Origin of the sequence: Streptomyces sp. NPDC090994 (genome assembly GCF_044768905.1) — a bacterium.
Classification (GTDB): domain Bacteria; phylum Actinomycetota; class Actinomycetes; order Streptomycetales; family Streptomycetaceae; genus Streptomyces.
Genome location: NZ_JBIVWS010000002.1, coordinates 549,544 through 564,858, shown reverse-complemented (window position 1 = coordinate 564,858; position 15,315 = coordinate 549,544). Strand labels below are relative to the sequence as shown.

15 protein-coding genes are annotated in these 15,315 nt (G+C 72.3%); 9 read left to right on the top strand and 6 right to left on the bottom strand.

Translation table 11 applies throughout. From position 1 onward, the window contains the following. From ACIQR3_RS07185 to ACIQR3_RS07175, 3 genes are all read right to left on the bottom strand, one after another. Complete coding sequence (locus tag ACIQR3_RS07185; protein WP_403535295.1) at nt 1-594, bottom strand: hypothetical protein; 594 nt, start codon at nt 592-594, stop codon at nt 1-3. 296 nt (nt 595-890) lie between these two features. Continuing rightward, nucleotides 891-1,655, bottom strand: coding sequence for a hypothetical protein (locus ACIQR3_RS07180; RefSeq protein WP_403535293.1), 765 nt, complete (start codon nt 1,653-1,655; stop codon nt 891-893). A gap of 16 nt (nt 1,656-1,671) precedes the next feature. Continuing rightward, nucleotides 1,672-1,803, bottom strand: coding sequence for a hypothetical protein (locus tag ACIQR3_RS07175; RefSeq protein ID WP_403535290.1), 132 nt, complete (start codon nt 1,801-1,803; stop codon nt 1,672-1,674). A gap of 738 nt (nt 1,804-2,541) precedes the next feature. On the opposite strand from ACIQR3_RS07175, the gene ACIQR3_RS07170 reads away from it, so the two are divergent. From ACIQR3_RS07170 to ACIQR3_RS07160, 3 genes are all read left to right on the top strand, one after another. Continuing rightward, entirely contained in the window at nt 2,542-3,468 is a 927-nt protein-coding gene (locus tag ACIQR3_RS07170) for an SCO0930 family lipoprotein (RefSeq protein WP_403535476.1), read from the top strand. A 219-nt stretch (nt 3,469-3,687) separates the two neighbouring features. After that, complete coding sequence (locus tag ACIQR3_RS07165; protein WP_403535288.1) at nt 3,688-4,500, top strand: SAM-dependent methyltransferase; 813 nt, start codon at nt 3,688-3,690, stop codon at nt 4,498-4,500. Next, nucleotides 4,497-6,638, top strand: a complete 2,142-nt coding sequence (locus tag ACIQR3_RS07160; RefSeq protein WP_403535285.1) for a putative bifunctional diguanylate cyclase/phosphodiesterase — start codon at nt 4,497-4,499, stop codon at nt 6,636-6,638. Before ACIQR3_RS07165 ends, ACIQR3_RS07160 begins: the two co-directional genes overlap by 4 nt. Before the next feature lie 160 nt (nt 6,639-6,798). On the opposite strand, the gene ACIQR3_RS07155 is transcribed toward ACIQR3_RS07160, so the two are convergent. Further along, nucleotides 6,799-7,683 carry a LysR family transcriptional regulator gene (locus tag ACIQR3_RS07155; protein ID WP_403535282.1) on the bottom strand — a complete coding sequence of 295 codons (885 nt, stop codon included), beginning with the start codon at nt 7,681-7,683 and terminating at the stop codon, nt 6,799-6,801. A 120-nt stretch (nt 7,684-7,803) separates the two neighbouring features. On the opposite strand from ACIQR3_RS07155, the gene ACIQR3_RS07150 reads away from it, so the two are divergent. The 6 genes from ACIQR3_RS07150 (at nt 7,804) to ACIQR3_RS07125 (ending at nt 13,919) form a co-directional block, all read left to right on the top strand. Then, a complete protein-coding gene (locus ACIQR3_RS07150) occupies nt 7,804-8,475 on the top strand; it encodes a succinate dehydrogenase (RefSeq protein ID WP_403535280.1) in 672 nt (223 codons plus the stop codon). 2 nt (nt 8,476-8,477) lie between these two features. Next, nucleotides 8,478-10,427 (top strand): fumarate reductase/succinate dehydrogenase flavoprotein subunit, encoded by a 1,950-nt coding sequence (locus tag ACIQR3_RS07145; RefSeq protein ID WP_403535277.1) that lies wholly within the window; start codon nt 8,478-8,480, stop codon nt 10,425-10,427. Beyond that, entirely contained in the window at nt 10,424-11,173 is a 750-nt protein-coding gene (locus tag ACIQR3_RS07140; protein WP_215166038.1) for a succinate dehydrogenase/fumarate reductase iron-sulfur subunit, read from the top strand. Before ACIQR3_RS07145 ends, ACIQR3_RS07140 begins: the two co-directional genes overlap by 4 nt. 198 nt (nt 11,174-11,371) lie before the next feature. Beyond that, nucleotides 11,372-12,148, top strand: coding sequence for a GNAT family N-acetyltransferase (locus ACIQR3_RS07135; RefSeq protein WP_403535274.1), 777 nt, complete (start codon nt 11,372-11,374; stop codon nt 12,146-12,148). Further along, the gene (locus ACIQR3_RS07130) at nt 12,145-12,999 is read left to right on the top strand and encodes a lysophospholipid acyltransferase family protein (protein ID WP_403535272.1); all 855 of its coding nucleotides are present in this window, start codon (nt 12,145-12,147) and stop codon (nt 12,997-12,999) included. Before ACIQR3_RS07135 ends, ACIQR3_RS07130 begins: the two co-directional genes overlap by 4 nt. A 47-nt stretch (nt 13,000-13,046) precedes the next feature. Further along, complete coding sequence (locus ACIQR3_RS07125; RefSeq protein WP_403535269.1) at nt 13,047-13,919, top strand: DUF2382 domain-containing protein; 873 nt, start codon at nt 13,047-13,049, stop codon at nt 13,917-13,919. Between the two features lie 31 nt (nt 13,920-13,950). On the opposite strand, the gene ACIQR3_RS07120 is transcribed toward ACIQR3_RS07125, so the two are convergent. Continuing rightward, on the bottom strand, nt 13,951-15,036 hold the full coding sequence (locus ACIQR3_RS07120; protein ID WP_403535266.1) for an LLM class flavin-dependent oxidoreductase: 1,086 nt from the start codon (nt 15,034-15,036) through the stop codon (nt 13,951-13,953). A 42-nt stretch (nt 15,037-15,078) separates the two neighbouring features. After that, entirely contained in the window at nt 15,079-15,249 is a 171-nt protein-coding gene (gene rpmF / locus ACIQR3_RS07115; protein WP_403535263.1) for a 50S ribosomal protein L32, read from the bottom strand. Nucleotides 15,250-15,315 lie beyond the last annotated feature (66 nt).

The window sequence follows — 15,315 nt, the reverse complement described above, 5'->3', positions numbered from 1 at the left end:
TCAGCCGCCGTCCTCGCCGGTGCGGCGGCGGGAGAGGTGGTACGCCGCGCCCACCGAGCCGGCCACGAGCAGCGCGCCGAGCCCGAGGTTCTTCAGGTCGAACCCCGCCACGGTGCCGCCCTCGCCGGCGTGCACGCCCTTCTCCGGGTGCTCGTGACGGCCGTGCCCGGGGTGTTCCGGCGGCGGCGGTGGGGCGGTGGTGGGAGGCGGCGGCGACGTGGGTGTGGGCGTGGGGCTCGACCCGCCGGCGATGGTCAGGCCGGTCGTCCCGGTCGCCCCGTCGCAGCGGAACGCCACCTGGTGGACCGTGCCCGGTCTGGCATCCCGGTCGACCACCGCGGTGGCCGACGTGTGCCTGGGCGGAATGGTCACCGGGTCGAACACCGGGGCGGAGACCGTCGCGGGACCCTTGCAGCGGCCGTCGGCGCGGTCGACGATCAGGGTGACCTCGCCGCCCGCCGCGATGGTGGAGGGCAGGACGCGGAAACCGAACGGGGTGACGGTGCTGTCGCCGGCCGCGCCTGCGACCGGGACACAGGACGTGAGGGCGCAGGCGCCCAGCAGTGCGGCCGCAGCGACGGGTATCGCGCGCATGAAGGATCCTCCGGGTCCCGAGGAGCAGTGGCGGACCTGTTCCGCTCGCGACGGACATGCACCTCGATGTCCGAAACGCTAGGAAGGCGCGCGGAGGGGCGCGATCACAGTCGCGCGAATGGGGCAAGAGTGTGGGCCACTCAGGGGAAGGGCCGGACCGGCGGCACCCGTCGGCCGCCGGCGCCCCACCGCCCGGGCGGACGCCCTGAGGACGCCCTCGGGACGCGCTCAGGACGCCCTCGGGACGCGCTCAGACGTCCTCAGGACCTCAGGACGCCTCAGGCCTCGGCACGCCCTCAGGTCGTGACGCCCGGGAAGAGCCCCAGGTACGGGTCGGTCGAGGCGCCGAAGCCCCGGCCGTAGGGGTCGTCGAAGTCCCAGATGAGGAAGAGCAGGAAGGCGATCAGCGCCGAGAACAGCCCCGCCAGCACCAGTTCGCGCGCGGTGCGCCGGATCTGCAGGGCGAAGATCATGCCGATGGTGACGACACCCCCGGTGATCAGCCCGAACCACACCACGCCCGGCATGGTCGACCCGGTCGACTCCGCCCGCGAGATACGGGCCTGGTCGGCGGCGCTCACCTGGTCCAGGAGCGGCTGGTAGGCCTGCGCCTCGAAGTCGGACCGGGGCTCGTAGTCCGTCACGTCCGCGCGGATCCGGTCGAGGAGCGCGGTGCCGCGCTCGGTGACGTCCCCGGTGTCGGCCATGGCCGGCCACTCGTCGCTGACGACGTGTCCGACATAGGCATTGACATCGTCCCGAATCCGGTCGCGGACCTCGGGCGGATAGACCCGGACCCGCTCCGAGATCTCGTGCAGCGCCACCGCCTCCGCCTGGACGTGGTCCTGGGCGGCGCTGCGGGCCTCCCAGACGCCCGCGATGGCCAGACCCAGGACGATGGCGTACACCACGCCGATCCACATGGTCATGTACTCGATGACGTCCGGGGTCTCGGTGATGTCCTCGTCGTCCGCGGCCCTGCGGTGCCGTACGACGGTGATGACGACCACGACCGCACAGGCGGCCAGCATCGCGAGGGTGAGAACAAGCCATTCCGGCAAGAGAAGCCTCCAGGGATCAGCGCGGGCGCAGGGCGACGACGGCGGCCAGCGCGGGGATCAGGATGAGCAGGACGAAGACGAGCGGGGACATGGCACCGCGCGTGGAGCGCGGCTGCTGCGGGGCGGAGCGGTAGCGCGGGTAGTGCACCGGGGTCAGGGACGGCGTGGGCGTGGGAGTGGGCGCGGTCGAGGCCGGCGGAGCCGACGGGGGCGCGGGCGCCGGGGTGGTGCTGGGGGCCGGCGACCGTACGGGCGGCGGGGGCGCCGGACGCGGTGGCGCGGGCGGTTCGGGCTCGGGTGTGGGACGGGCCGGCGGGGACGGGGTCCGGGGAGGAGGGGGAGGGGGCTTGGGGGACGGCGGCTTCGGAGTCGGCGGCTTCGGGGGCGGTTTCGGCGGAGCGGGAGGCGTGGGCGTGGGCGTGGGGCTCGGCGTGGGCGGCGGGCACGGCGGGAACGTGGGCCAGGTGGCGCCGCTTCCGGCGAACGCCGCGGCCCGGCTGTCCCCCGGGCCGTTCGACACGTACGCGCACGCGTCCGCCGCCGCGGGTCCCGCCGGGACGCCGACGACTGCGAACGCCAGCGTCACCAGGGCCAACGTCCGTCCGGCAGGGGCGAGTCGGATCGGTTCGGGTCCATGCACGTGGCGAATCATCGAGGGTGCGGCGACGGGGCGCGCCGAAATGTCACCAGATTGGCTCAAAGGAGGGACAGCGGTCGATCGGATGTCCGTCGCCTCGTACGCGTGTACGGCCAAGTGCCCCGTAGCGGCAGGTCGTTGAAGAAACTCGTGCCGCCGTTGAACACCGCCGGGCCGCCGGTCCGTACCCCATGCCGTGCGGAGAGCGGACGTTCTCCGCACCACCCGGACAAGGAGAGGGAGTTGACGATGAGGACCTCGTGGCGGAACGCCTCACTCGTGGCGAGCGCCGCGGTGGTGCTGGCACTGACGACGGCGTGCGGTCAGGACGGCGGCACCACCGGCGGCAGCCAGAACGTGGGCGCCTCGGCCCAGCCCGGCGAGATCGGCAACGTCGGCGCCGGCCAGGGGCTCGAAGCCGGCGCCGGGGACGCGCGGTCGGCGAGCCCGGCCGGGGCCGGCAAGCTGTCCGTCACCACCGACGCGGAACTCGGCGAGCTGGTGACCGACGGCGACGGCCGCACCCTGTACCGCTTCGACGCGGACACCGCCGAGCCGCCCAGGACCACCTGCGAGGCGGACTGCGCCACGGCCTGGCCGCCGGTGGCCGCCGACGACGCGATCGCGGGCGAGGGCATCGACGAGTCCCTGCTCGGCGAGGTCACCCGCCCCGACGGGACCAAGCAGCTCACCATCGGCGGCTGGCCGGCGTACCGCTACGCCAAGGACACCGCCGCCGGGGACGTCAAGGGCCAGGGCGTGAACGGCAAGTGGTTCGCGCTGGCCGCCGACGGCACGAAGGCGGCCCGCCCCGGGCTCTCCACCCGTGAGGACCCGGAACTGGGCGAGATCGTCGTCGACAAGGACGGGATGACCGTCTACCGGTTCCTGAAGGACGAGGCCTGGCCCGATCCGGTGTCCGCCTGCACCGGCGACTGCCTGAAGAAATGGCCGGTCGTCGCCCCGGTCGAGACCAACGACACCGAGGACGTCGAGAAGAAGGGCCTGATGAGCTTCACCCGGCCCGACGGGGCCGCCCAGCAGACCCTCGACTGCTGGCCGCTGTACACCTTCGCCGGCGACGAGGAGCCCGGCGACATCAACGGTCAGGGCGTCGGCGGCACCTGGTACGCCGTCGCCCCCGACGGAAAGGCGGTGGGCGCGCCGCAGAAGTAACCGGCCTCCCCGCAGCCGGGCCGCCCCCTCCGTACCGGACGGAGGGGGCGGCCCGGCGTGCGCTGTCCGCGGGCCGCTCCGCGTAGCCGTCCGCGGCTGGCACGTGCCGGAGGCAGTGACCGGGAACGGATGGTCAATTTCCGTTTGGACTCGCTCCTTTGGCGGACGATCAGTAGCCTCTGCTCGAACACCGGATCGCCTTCAGCCTTGGAGAGCCAGATGGAGCGTCCCGCCTGGGCCCCGCGGAGCATCGACATCACGGTGCCCAGCGTGTCCCGGATCTACGATTTCTACCTGGGCGGTTCGCACAATTTCGAGGTCGACCGGGAAGCGGCCCGCAGGGCCATGGAGTTCATGCCGGGACTGCCCAAGGCCATGCAGGCCAACCGGGCGTTCATGCGCCGCGCCGTGCGCTTCGCCGCAGGTGAGGGCATCACCCAGTTCCTGGACATCGGCTCCGGCATCCCCACCTTCGGCACCGTCCACGAGGTGGCCCGGCGGGCCTGCCCCGGCGCCCGCGTCGTCTACGTCGACCACGACCCGGTGGCGGTCGCGCACAGCCAGGCGGTCCTGGCGGGCGACGAGGACGCGGACATCGTCGCCGCCGACCTGCTCAAGCCGGGCGAGATCCTCGCCAGTGAGCAGGTGGAGCGGTTGATCGACCTGAATCGGCCGGTGGCCCTGCTCCTCGTTGCCATACTGCACTTCGTGGCAGACGAGGACGACCCGTACGCGGCGGTGGCCGAGTTGAGCTCCGCGCTCGCGCCCGGCAGCATGCTGGTCCTCACGCACGCCGCGTACGAGGGCATCCCGCTGCCTCCGGAGCGGGCCGAAGGCGCGGTGGACGTGTACAAGGACATACGCAACCCGCTGATCATGCGCACGCGCGAGGAGATCGCGCGGTTCTTCGAGGGGTACGACATGGTGGAACCCGGACTGGTGCCGATGGCGCGCTGGCGCCCCGAGGGCGCACCGGAGGACGAGGACCCCTATGCGTTCTCCGGTTTCGCGGGCGTGGGGCGTACCGCGTGATCGCGCAGCCGGACGGGCCGGAGGACAGACTGCGCAGATTCGCCACGATCTGGAGCCGGGCGGTGTTCCCGGTCACCACGACGTCGTCGACCCGGCCGGAGTTCGAGGCCGAACTGCTGCCGCTGGCCCGGCGGCTGAGCGAGGTGCTGCGCGAGCGGGCCTTCGACGCGGAGGAGGCCAAGGCGGTCGGCGCCGCGCTCGTCGACGTCCACTGCACCGACCCCGAGGCGCTCAGCCGCACGCTGGACTGCGTCGACGCCTACCTGGTGCTGTACTGCGGTGAGGGCGGCGACCAGGAGGACCTGCGGGCCCGCTCCTCGCGGATGCAGCACGCGATGGCGGCCGGTTTCGCGCAGGCGCTGCGCGCCCGCACCCTGGCCGAGCAGGAGGCCATCGCCCAAGCCGCGCTGAAGGCGCAGGGCGTGGTGGCCGCCGCGCTGCACGCCAGCGAGGCCCGGTTCCGCGCGGTCTTCGAGGGCGCCGCCATAGGCATCGGCATCGCCGACCTCGACGGCAACATCCTCCAGGTCAACGAGGCGCTGACGCGCATGTTCGGCCTCACCGACCAGAAGCTGCGCCAGGGCAAGGTCCGGGACTGGACCCACCCCGACGACGCCCCGCAGACCTGGCGGCTCTACGACGAACTGGTGCGCGGCGAGCGCGAGCACTACCACCTGGAGAAGGCGTTCTACCGGCCCGACGGCACCGTCCTGTGGACCAACCTGACCGTCTCCCTGCTGCGCGACGCCGACGGCGTCCCCCAGTACCAGCTCGCGCTGATGGAGGACACCACCGAGCGCCGGCTGCTCAATCTGCGGCTGCGCTACGAGGCCACCCACGACGCGCTCACCGGCCTGCCCAACCGCAGCTTCTTCTTCGAGCGCCTGGAGAAGGCCCTGAACGCCGGCCCGGGCCAGCGCTTCGGCCTGTGCTACCTCGACCTCGACGGCTTCAAGACCGTCAACGACAGCCTCGGGCACGCGGCCGGCGACCGGCTCCTGGTCGAGGTCGCCGACCGGCTCCAGGCCTGCGCCACCGCGCCCGGCGAGATGGTCGCCCGGCTCGGCGGCGACGAGTTCGTGGCACTCACCACCGGTACGGACACCGCGCACGAGGTGGACGAACTGGCCGGCCGCATCATGAACGCGCTGCTCGCGCCGATCGGCATCGACGGCCGGGAGATCACCGTGCGCGGCTCCATCGGCATCGTCGAGGGGCCGGCGGGGGAGCGCAGCGCGGCCGAGGTGCTGCGCAGCGCCGACATCACCATGTACCGGGCCAAGTCGGCGGGCGGCAACCGCTACGAGCTGGCCGACCCGGAGGCCGACGCCCGCGCCATCACCCGGCACGGGCTGACCACCGCGCTGCCGGCGGCACTGGAGCGCGGCGAGTTCTTCATCGAGTACCAGCCGCTGGTCCACCTCGGCGACGGCAGCGTGCGCGGCGCGGAGGCCCTGGTGCGCTGGCTGCACCCGCAGCACGGCGTGCTCAGCCCGGACCGGTTCATTCCGCTCGCCGAGCACACCGGCCTGATCGTGCCGCTGGGCCGCTGGGTCCTGGAGCAGTCGGTGCGCCAGGCCCGCGCCTGGCGGGAGCTGTACGGCGACGGCGGCGCGGACCCGCTGCGCATCAACGTCAACCTCTCGCCCTGCCAGCTCACCCACCCCGGGCTGGTCCAGGACACCGTCGACATCCTGGAGCGGGCCGGGGTCGCGCCGGACGCGCTCTGCCTGGAGGTGACCGAGTCGGCGCTGATCGGCGCCGACGACGACCTGCTCAAACCGCTGCGCCGGCTGGCCGAGATGGGCGTCGACATCGCCCTGGACGACTTCGGCACCGGCTACTCCAACCTCGCCAACCTGCGCCGGCTGCCGGTGAGCGTCCTGAAACTGGACCGCTCCTTCACCCAGAGCATGCAGCAGTTCCCCGCCGACCCGGTCGACCTCAGGATCGTCGAGGGCATCGTCTCCCTCGCCCACGGTCTCGACCTCGCGGTCACCGTGGAGGGCGTGGAGACCGGCGCCCAGGCCGAGCAGCTCCGCGTACTGGGCTGCGACACGGCCCAGGGCTGGTACTACGCCCGTCCGGGCCCGCCGGAACGGCTGCACCAGCTGGCGCTGGTGGACGCCACCGGGTGACGTTCCCTCGCCGGGTGAGGTGATGCCCCCAGGGGCGCGGGGAACTGCGCGACCAGCCGCAGCGGGCCCGCGCCCGACAACGGAACGCGCGGGTCCGTCGTGGTTGCCCGCGCAGTTCCCCGCGCCCCTGGGGGACACGCCCTCGTCCGGCGTGGAACAGTCACCGTTCCAGCAGCATCCGCTGAAGCTCCCGCGCCGCCCGAGGCGGAGCCACGTCGCTGCGGTGGGCCAGCGCGATCGTCCGGTGCAGTCCGGGCCGGGTCAGCGGAGTGACCCGCAGCCCCCGCCCCGACCGCGCCGCCACCATCCGGGGCACGACGGCGATCCCGAGTCCCGCCCGCACGAAACCGAGCACGGCGTCCATCTCACCGCCCTCGACCGCGAACGTCGGCTCGAACCTCGCGGAGCGGCACGCCGCCACCGTCAGTTCCCGCAGGTCGTAGCCGTGCCGGAACATCACCAGGCGCTCGCCCGCCAGGTCGCCGATGTCCACCGCCCGCCGCCCGCCCCCGGGCCTCGGCTCCTCCGGTGACGACACCACCACCAGGTCCTCGCGCAGCAGCTCCACCGTGGTCAGCGCCGGCGAGGGCGTGGGCAGCGGCAGGACGACCAGCGCGAGATCGAGCGCGCCGCGCGCCAGCTCCCGTACCAGGTCGTGACTGCCGCCCTCCTCGATCAGCAGCCGGATGCCGGGATAGCGGTCGTGGAAGGCGCGCAGCACGTCCGGCAGCAGGCCGGTGCACAGGCTCGGCGTGGCGCCGAGCCGGACCCGGCCGCCGCGCAGCTGCGCCAGCTCCTGCACCTCGTGCCGGGCGGTGTCCGCGTCGGCCAGGATGCGCCGGGCCAGCGGCAGCAGCGCCTCCCCGGCGTCGGTCAGCGTGATGTTGCCCCGCGCCCGCTGGAACAGATCCGCGCCCAGCTCCCGCTCCAACGCCTTGACCTGCTGCGACAGTGACGGCTGGGAGACGTGGACCAGATCGGCGGCCCGGGTGAAGTGCCGGGTCTCGGCGACCGCCACGAAGTACTGGAGCTGCTGGAACTGCATGCGCTCATCATAGGCATCGCCTATCGAAACGAGCCGGACCATGTCTTGGACCGATGGGGCCGTCCGGCCCTAGCGTCTTGTGACATGGCTCTGGCAACGCGGACGGACCGACGGCCGTCCATGGCACGCACCGTGTGGGACTCGACCGTCGGCAAGAAGACCGTGATGGCGGTCAGCGGGCTGATCATGCTGCTGTACCTGGTCGTCCACATGATCGGCAACTTGAAGATCTTCTTCGGTACGGAGGAGTTCAACCACTACGCCCACTGGCTGCGCACGGTCGGTGAGCCGTTCATGCACTACGAGTGGACGCTGTGGCTGGTCCGCGTCGTGCTGGTCGTCGCCGTCGTCGCCCACGCCGTCTCCGCGTACCAGCTCAGCCGCCGCGACCTCAAGGCACGGCCCACCAAGTACGCGCACAAGCGCAAGCGGGCCAGTTACGCGACGAACACCATGCGGTACGGCGGGATCATCCTCGCCCTGTTCATCGTCTGGCACATCCTGGACCTGACCACCGGCACCGTGCACTCCGGCGGCTTCGAGTCGGGCAAGCCCTACCAGAACGTCGTGGACACCTTCTCCACCTGGTACGGCAACGTCATCTACCTCGTCGCCATGCTCGCCCTCGGCCTGCACATCCAGCACGGCTTCTGGAGCGCCGCCCAGACCCTCGGCGCCGGCAGCCGCACCCGCGACCGCGCCCTGAAGACCGTCGCCAACGTCCTCGCGCTGCTGCTCACGGCCGGTTTCATCGCCGTCCCCGTGGGCGTCATGACCGGAGTGGTGAGCTGAACATGACTTCCTACGCCGACTACACGACCGGTGCGCCGGTCGTCGACACCAAGGCCCCGGCCGGCCCGGTCAACGAGCGCTGGGACAAGCGCCGTTTCGAGGCCAAGCTGGTCAACCCGGCCAACCGCCGCAAGCACACGGTGATCGTGGTGGGCACCGGCCTCGCGGGCGGCTCGGCCGGCGCGACCCTCGCCGAACAGGGCTACCACGTCGTCCAGTTCTGCTACCAGGACTCCCCGCGCCGGGCCCACTCCATCGCCGCGCAGGGCGGCATCAACGCGGCGAAGAACTACCGCAACGACGGCGATTCCGTGCACCGCCTGTTCTACGACACCGTCAAGGGCGGCGACTTCCGGGCCCGCGAGTCCAACGTCCACCGCCTCGCGCAGATCTCCGTCGAGATCATCGACCAGTGCGTGGCGCAGGGAGTGCCCTTCGCCCGCGAGTACGGCGGTCTGCTCGACACCCGCTCCTTCGGCGGCGTCCAGGTCTCCCGTACGTTCTACGCCCGCGGCCAGACGGGCCAGCAGCTGCTCCTCGGCGCCTACCAGGCGCTCAGCCGCCAGGTCGCGGCCGGGAACATCGAGCTGCACCCCCGTACCGAGATGCTCGACGTCATCGTCGTCGACGGGCGGGCCCGCGGGATCGTCGCCCGCGACCTGATCACCGGCAAGATCGACACGTATTTCGCGGACGCGGTCGTGCTGGCCTCCGGCGGCTACGGCAACGTCTTCTACCTGTCGACCAACGCCATGAACTCCAACGCGACCGCCGTGTGGCGGGCGCACCGGCGCGGCGCGTACTTCGCCAACCCCTGCTTCACGCAGATCCACCCCACCTGCATCCCGCGCACCGGCGACCACCAGTCCAAGCTGACGCTGATGAGCGAGTCGCTGCGCAACGACGGCCGGATCTGGGTGCCCAAGGCCAAGGGCGACGACCGCCCGCCGAACAAGATTCCCGAGGACGAGCGCGACTACTACCTGGAGCGCATCTACCCGTCCTTCGGCAACCTCGTCCCCCGCGACATCGCCTCCCGCGCAGCGAAGAACGTCTGCGACGAGGGGCGGGGCGTCGGCCCCGGCGGCCAGGGCGTGTACCTGGACTTCGCCGACGCGATCAAGCGCATGGGGCGCAAGGCGGTCGAGGCCAAGTACGGCAACCTCTTCGACATGTACCAGCGGATCACCGACGAGGACCCCTACGAGGTCCCGATGCGGATCTACCCCGCCGTGCACTACACGATGGGCGGCCTGTGGGTCGACTACGACCTCCAGACCACGATCCCCGGTCTGTTCGCGGTCGGCGAGGCCAACTTCTCCGACCACGGCGCCAACCGGCTCGGCGCCTCCGCGCTGATGCAGGGCCTGGCCGACGGCTACTTCGTGCTGCCGGCCACCATCAACGACTACCTCGCCCGCAACCCCCACCAGGACGCGGTCGGCGACGACCACCCGGTGGTGCAGGAGGTGCTGGCCGAGACCCAGGACCGGCTGAACCTGCTGCTGTCCGTCGACGGCGACCGCACCCCCGACTCCTTCCACCGCGAACTCGGCGAGCTGATGTGGGAGTTCTGCGGCATGGCCCGCACCGACTCCGGACTGCGCAAGGCCCTTGAGCGCATCCCGCAGATCCGCGAGGAGTTCTGGCGCCGGATCAAGGTGCCCGGCACCGGCGAGGAGTTCAACCAGTCGCTGGAGAAGGCCAACCGCATCGTCGACTACCTGGAGCTGGCCGAGCTGATGTGCCTGGACGCGCTGCACCGCGCCGAGTCCTGCGGCGGCCACTTCCGCGAGGAGTCCCAGACCCCGGACGGCGAGGCCGCCCGTAGGGACGAGGAGTTCTCCTACGCCGCCGCCTGGGAGTTCTCCGGCACCGGCGAGGCCCCCGTCCTGCACAAGGAAGACCTGGTCTTCGAGTACGTCCACCCCACCCAGCGGAGCTACGCATGAGGCTCACCCTGCGCGTCTGGCGCCAGAAGAACGCCGACGCCGAAGGCGCCATGTCCACGTACGAGGTGGACGGGATCTCGCGGGACATGTCGTTCCTGGAGATGCTCGACACCCTCAACGAGGAGCTGATCCTCAAGGGCGAGGACCCCGTCGCCTTCGACCACGACTGCCGCGAGGGCATCTGCGGCGCCTGCTCGCTCGTCATCAACGGCGACGCGCACGGCCCGGAGCGCACCACCACCTGCCAGCTGCACATGCGGTCCTTCCAGGACGGCGACACGATCGACATCGAGCCGTGGCGGGCGTCGGCCTTCCCGGTGGTGAAGGACCTGGTCGTGGACCGGTCCGCGTTCGACCGGATCATCCAGGCCGGCGGCTACATCACCGCGCCGACCGGTGCCGCGCCGGAGGCCCACGCCACGCCGGTGCCGAAGCCGGACGCCGACTTCGCGTTCGAGCACGCGGAGTGCATCGGGTGCGGTGCGTGTGTGGCCGCGTGTCCCAACGGGGCGGCGATGCTGTTCACGTCCGCGAAGGTCAACCATCTGAACGTGCTGCCGCAGGGGGCGCCCGAGCGGGAGTCGCGGGTGCTGGACATGGTGGGGCAGATGGACGCGGAGGGGTTCGGCGGGTGCACGTTGGCGGGTGAGTGCGCCACCGCTTGCCCGAAGGGCATTCCGCTGATGTCGATCACCAGTATGAACAAGGAGTGGCTGCGAGCGACCCGGAAGGCCGGAAAGCGGTAGCGCCCCTTCTCAGTGAACGTTCGCCGAAATCGTGCGGACGGGCGGGGTCGGGAGAGGTGCTCCTCCCGGCCCCGTCTCGCGTTCCGCGCCCCCGGCATTCAGCAAGCGCACATCCGCTCTCCCGGCGCTGGTCATGCGCAGGACAGCCAGGCTCGGAAGAACTGAGCCGAGCCCGGCCCCTCGACCAGGAGAGCAGTCATGAGCGGTGTACTGACCGTCGACCGTCCCCCGCAGCCCGCGGCACCCGTCCGTTATACCGTCTCCCTCGCCCGCGACGAGGACGAGGTCCGGGCCGCGCAGCGGCTGCGGCACGACGTCTTCGCCGGGGAGATGGGGGCGCTGCTGTCCGGCCCGCAGCCGGGCCTCGACATCGACTCCTTCGACGCGTACTGCGACCACCTGCTGGTCCGTGAGGAGGTCAGCGGACAGGTCGTCGGCACCTACCGGCTGCTGCCGCCCGAGCGCGCCTCGGTCGCCGGACGGCTCTACGCGGAGAGCGAGTTCGAGCTGGCCGCGCTGGACCCGATCCGCCCGGACCTGGTCGAGGTCGGCCGCTCCTGCGTCCACCCCGACCACCGCGACGGCACCGTCATCGGACTCATCTGGGCCGGCATCGCCCGCTACATGACCGACCGCGGCCACGAATGGCTGGCCGGCTGCTGCTCCATCCCGCTCGCCGACGGCGGCGCCCTCGCGTCGGCCACCTGGGACCGGGTACGGGAGCGCAACCTCGCCCCCGAGGAGTACCGGGTACGGCCGCTGCTGCCGTGGATCCCGCACGCCGGGACGCCGGCCGGGCACACCGACGTGCCGGCCCTGCTGCGCGGCTACCTCCGGCTCGGCGCCTGGGTCTGCGGAGAACCCGCGCACGATCCCGACTTCGGCGTCGCCGACCTGTACGTGCTGCTGCCCATGAGCCGGGTCAACCCGCGCTACCTGCGGCACTTCCTCTCGCTCGCGCCCGCCGCCCGGTGAGCGTCTGGCTGCCCGGCGCGCCCTGCACCCCCGAGGCGTGCGTGGAACGGGCGCGGACCGCGGCGGCCGTACCGCGGGCCGTGCTGCGGCTGACGGCCGTCGGGGTCCTGCTGCTGGCCGGGATCGCGCTGACACCGGTGGGACACCGCCTTCCCGCCGCCCTGGTGCGCCGGTGGTGCCGGTGGATCGTACGGGCCTGCGGCGTCCGGGTCCGGATCACCGGCGGCGCACCGCCCGCCGGGGGGCTGCTGCTCGTCGCCAACCACGTGTCCTGGCTGGACGTCCCGCTGCTCGCCGCCGTCCGTCCGGCGCGGATGGTGGCCAAGACGGAGGTCCGCGGCTGGCCGGTGGCCGGGTGGCTGGCCGCCCGCGGGGGAGTGCTGTTCATCGAACGGGACCGGCTGCGGGCACTGCCCGGGACCGTCGCCCGCATCGCGGCCGAACTGCGCGGCGGCGCCGCGGTCGCGGCCTTCCCCGAGGGCAGCACCTGGTGCGGACGGGCCGGGGGGCCGTTCCGCCGGGCCGTGTTCCAGGCCGCGCTGGACGCGGGCGTGCCGGTCCAGCCGGTGCGCATCCGCTACCTGGAGGACGGGCGGACGGTGAGCACGACGCCCGCCTTCGTCGGCGAGGACACCCTGCTCGCCTCGCTGTGGCGGGTGGCGTCGGCGCGCGGCCTGGTGGCCGAGGTGCGGGTACGGCCGGTGGTTCCCGCCGGGGCCTGTTCCGACCGCCGGGCCCTCGCCCGGGCCGCCGAAGGGGCGGACGGGGGCGCCGGCGCCGGTCACCACGGGAAAGCACACTCGAAAAGTTTGCGCAAATTTGTGACGTATGTGCCGTTTTCTGTCTCTTGATGCGGAAAACCAGATAAGCGTCACTCCAGAAGGAGGGTGAGGCCAAGATGATCACCCGCGAAGAGATCACGATGCTGTTGGACCATCCCGTCTACGACGGCGACGGCAACAAGATCGGCGACGCCAAGCACGTCTTCTTCGACGACATGACCGGGCGCCCCGAGTGGGTCAGTGTCAGGACCGGCATGTTCGGCTCCAGCGAGTCGTTCATCCCCATCCACGACGCGACCCTGGTCGAGGACCACCTCGAGGTTCCCTACCCCAAGGACCAGGTCAAGGGCGCGCCCAACGTCGACATCGACGCGGGCGGGCACCTGTCGGCGAGCGAGGAGCACCGTCTCTACGAGTACTACGGTGTCAACTGGGACAGCGTGCTGTCCGAGGCCGAGGCGTCCGGTGGTCCGGGCACCGGCACCACCACGGGCACGGGTACCGCCGCGGCGGCCGGTACGGCGGGCGTGGCCGGTACGGCGGGTATGGCGGGCACCGCCGGCCGGGGCCGCACGGACCGCACGGGCCTGCGCGACGACGACGATGCCATGACGCTCTCCGAGGAGCGGCTGCACATCGGCGTCGAGCGGCGCGAGACCGGACGGGCCCGGCTGCGCAAGTACGTGGTCACCGAGGACGTGCAGCAGACCGTTCCCGTGCGGCACGAGGAGGTGCGCCTGGAACGGGAGCCGATCACGGAGGCCAACCGTGACGCCGCGCTCTCCGGCCCGGAGATCAGCGAGGCCGAGCACGAGGTCACCCTGTACGAGGAACACCCCGTGGTGGAGACCGAGACGGTACCGGTGGAACGCGTGCGGCTGACCACCGAGGAACGCGTCGAGGACGAGACCGTCCGGGGCCGGGTCCGCAAGGAGCGGATCGAGACCGAGGGAACGGTCGACGACATCCGGCGGCCGGGCCGCGAGTGACCCGGACCGCCCCGGCGGCGTGGCGCCCTCCTCAGCGGAGCGCCGCGCCGCCGGCGGCCGTCTCCGGAAGGCCCGTGGCGTGGCCCGTGGCGTGGTCCCGGCCGCCCCGGACCGGCTGCCCGACGATCCGGGCGAGCCGCCGGTAGGAGTCGTACAGGGCCGCGCGGTCGTAGGTGCTGGTGGTGACCAGCACCTCCTGGGCGCCCGTCTCCTCCAGCAGGGTCTCCAGTCCGTCGGCGACCTGTTCCTCGGTGCCGGCGAGGTGGCCGCTGAGACCGGCCTCGTAGAAGCCGCGCTCCTTCGCGGTCATCGTCCGGGCCTCGACCCGCTCGGCGGGCGGCAGGGGCGGGAAGGTGCCGTGGGTGCGGGAGTGCGCCATGGACCACGCCTCGGGGAGCAGCAACCGCCGGGCCGCCTCGGGGGTGGCCGCCACGGCGATCGTGCCCGAGACGACGACGTACGGCTCCCGGCTCCAGGGGGAGGGCCGGAAGGTGTCGCGGTAGCGGTCGATGCCGCGCCGCATCCGGTCGCGGTCGCGCAGGTCGCCGACGACCATCGGCAGGCCCGCGCGGGCGGCGACGGCCGCGCCCTCGCCCATCGCCAGCACGAACGGCGGCACGGTCAGGCCCTCGGCGGGGCGGGCGTGCGCGCCGGTGGCGGAGGTGCCCTCGAACCAGCCGAGCAACTCCGCCAGTTGCTCGGCGAACCGGTCGGCGCCGGCGTCGTCGAGGGAGCGGCCCAGCGCCCGGCGCACCCCGTCGGTGAAGCCCACCGAACGGCCGAGCCCCATGTCGATCCGGCCCGGGAACAGCGACTCCAGTACGCCGAACTGCTCCGCGACGACGAGGGTCCGGTGGTTGGGGAGCATCACGCCGCCCGTCCCGACCCGGATGGTCCGGGTGGCCCCGGCGACGGCGGCGGCCAGTACGGTCGGCGCCGAACCGGCCACGCCGGGCACCCCGTGGTGCTCGGACACCCAGAACCGGTGATAGCCGAGCCGTTCGGCCTCCCGCGCGAACCGCACGGTGTCGCGCAGCGCCTCGCCGGGCGGGTGTCCCTCGCGGGTGCGGGAGCGGTCGAGGACGGAGAACGGGGTCCGGGCGGTCAGTGAGCTCACACGTGGTTCAACGTCCCGTGGGTGGGGGCATTCCCGCGGCGGTCAGTCCTCGGGGTGCAGCAGCCCGCGCTCGTACGCCTTGCGCAGGTGCTGCGGGACGAGGTGGCGGACGCCGTCGACCGTGACCGGGACGAGGGCCGGGGCGGCCGCCTTCCACTGGGCGCGGCGGTGGCGGGTGTTGCTGCGGGACATCTTCCGCTTGGGGACGGCCATGGGGACGTGCTCCTCGGTGGTCGGGGCGTGGCAAGGTCACCGAGGAAGCTATATGAAAATGGATGC

Coding starts and splice junctions, on each gene's coding strand:
- ACIQR3_RS07170 (WP_403535476.1), top strand. CDS start 2,542: ATGAGGACCTCGTGGCGGAACGCCTCACTCGTGGCGAGCGCCGCGGTG.
- ACIQR3_RS07185 (WP_403535295.1), bottom strand. CDS start 594: ATGCGCGCGATACCCGTCGCTGCGGCCGCACTGCTGGGCGCCTGCGCC.
- ACIQR3_RS07150 (WP_403535280.1), top strand. CDS start 7,804: ATGGCACGCACCGTGTGGGACTCGACCGTCGGCAAGAAGACCGTGATG.
- ACIQR3_RS07125 (WP_403535269.1), top strand. CDS start 13,047: ATGATCACCCGCGAAGAGATCACGATGCTGTTGGACCATCCCGTCTAC.
- ACIQR3_RS07140 (WP_215166038.1), top strand. CDS start 10,424: ATGAGGCTCACCCTGCGCGTCTGGCGCCAGAAGAACGCCGACGCCGAA.
- ACIQR3_RS07145 (WP_403535277.1), top strand. CDS start 8,478: ATGACTTCCTACGCCGACTACACGACCGGTGCGCCGGTCGTCGACACC.
- ACIQR3_RS07155 (WP_403535282.1), bottom strand. CDS start 7,683: ATGCAGTTCCAGCAGCTCCAGTACTTCGTGGCGGTCGCCGAGACCCGG.
- ACIQR3_RS07165 (WP_403535288.1), top strand. CDS start 3,688: ATGGAGCGTCCCGCCTGGGCCCCGCGGAGCATCGACATCACGGTGCCC.
- rpmF (WP_403535263.1), bottom strand. CDS start 15,249: ATGGCCGTCCCCAAGCGGAAGATGTCCCGCAGCAACACCCGCCACCGC.
- ACIQR3_RS07135 (WP_403535274.1), top strand. CDS start 11,372: ATGAGCGGTGTACTGACCGTCGACCGTCCCCCGCAGCCCGCGGCACCC.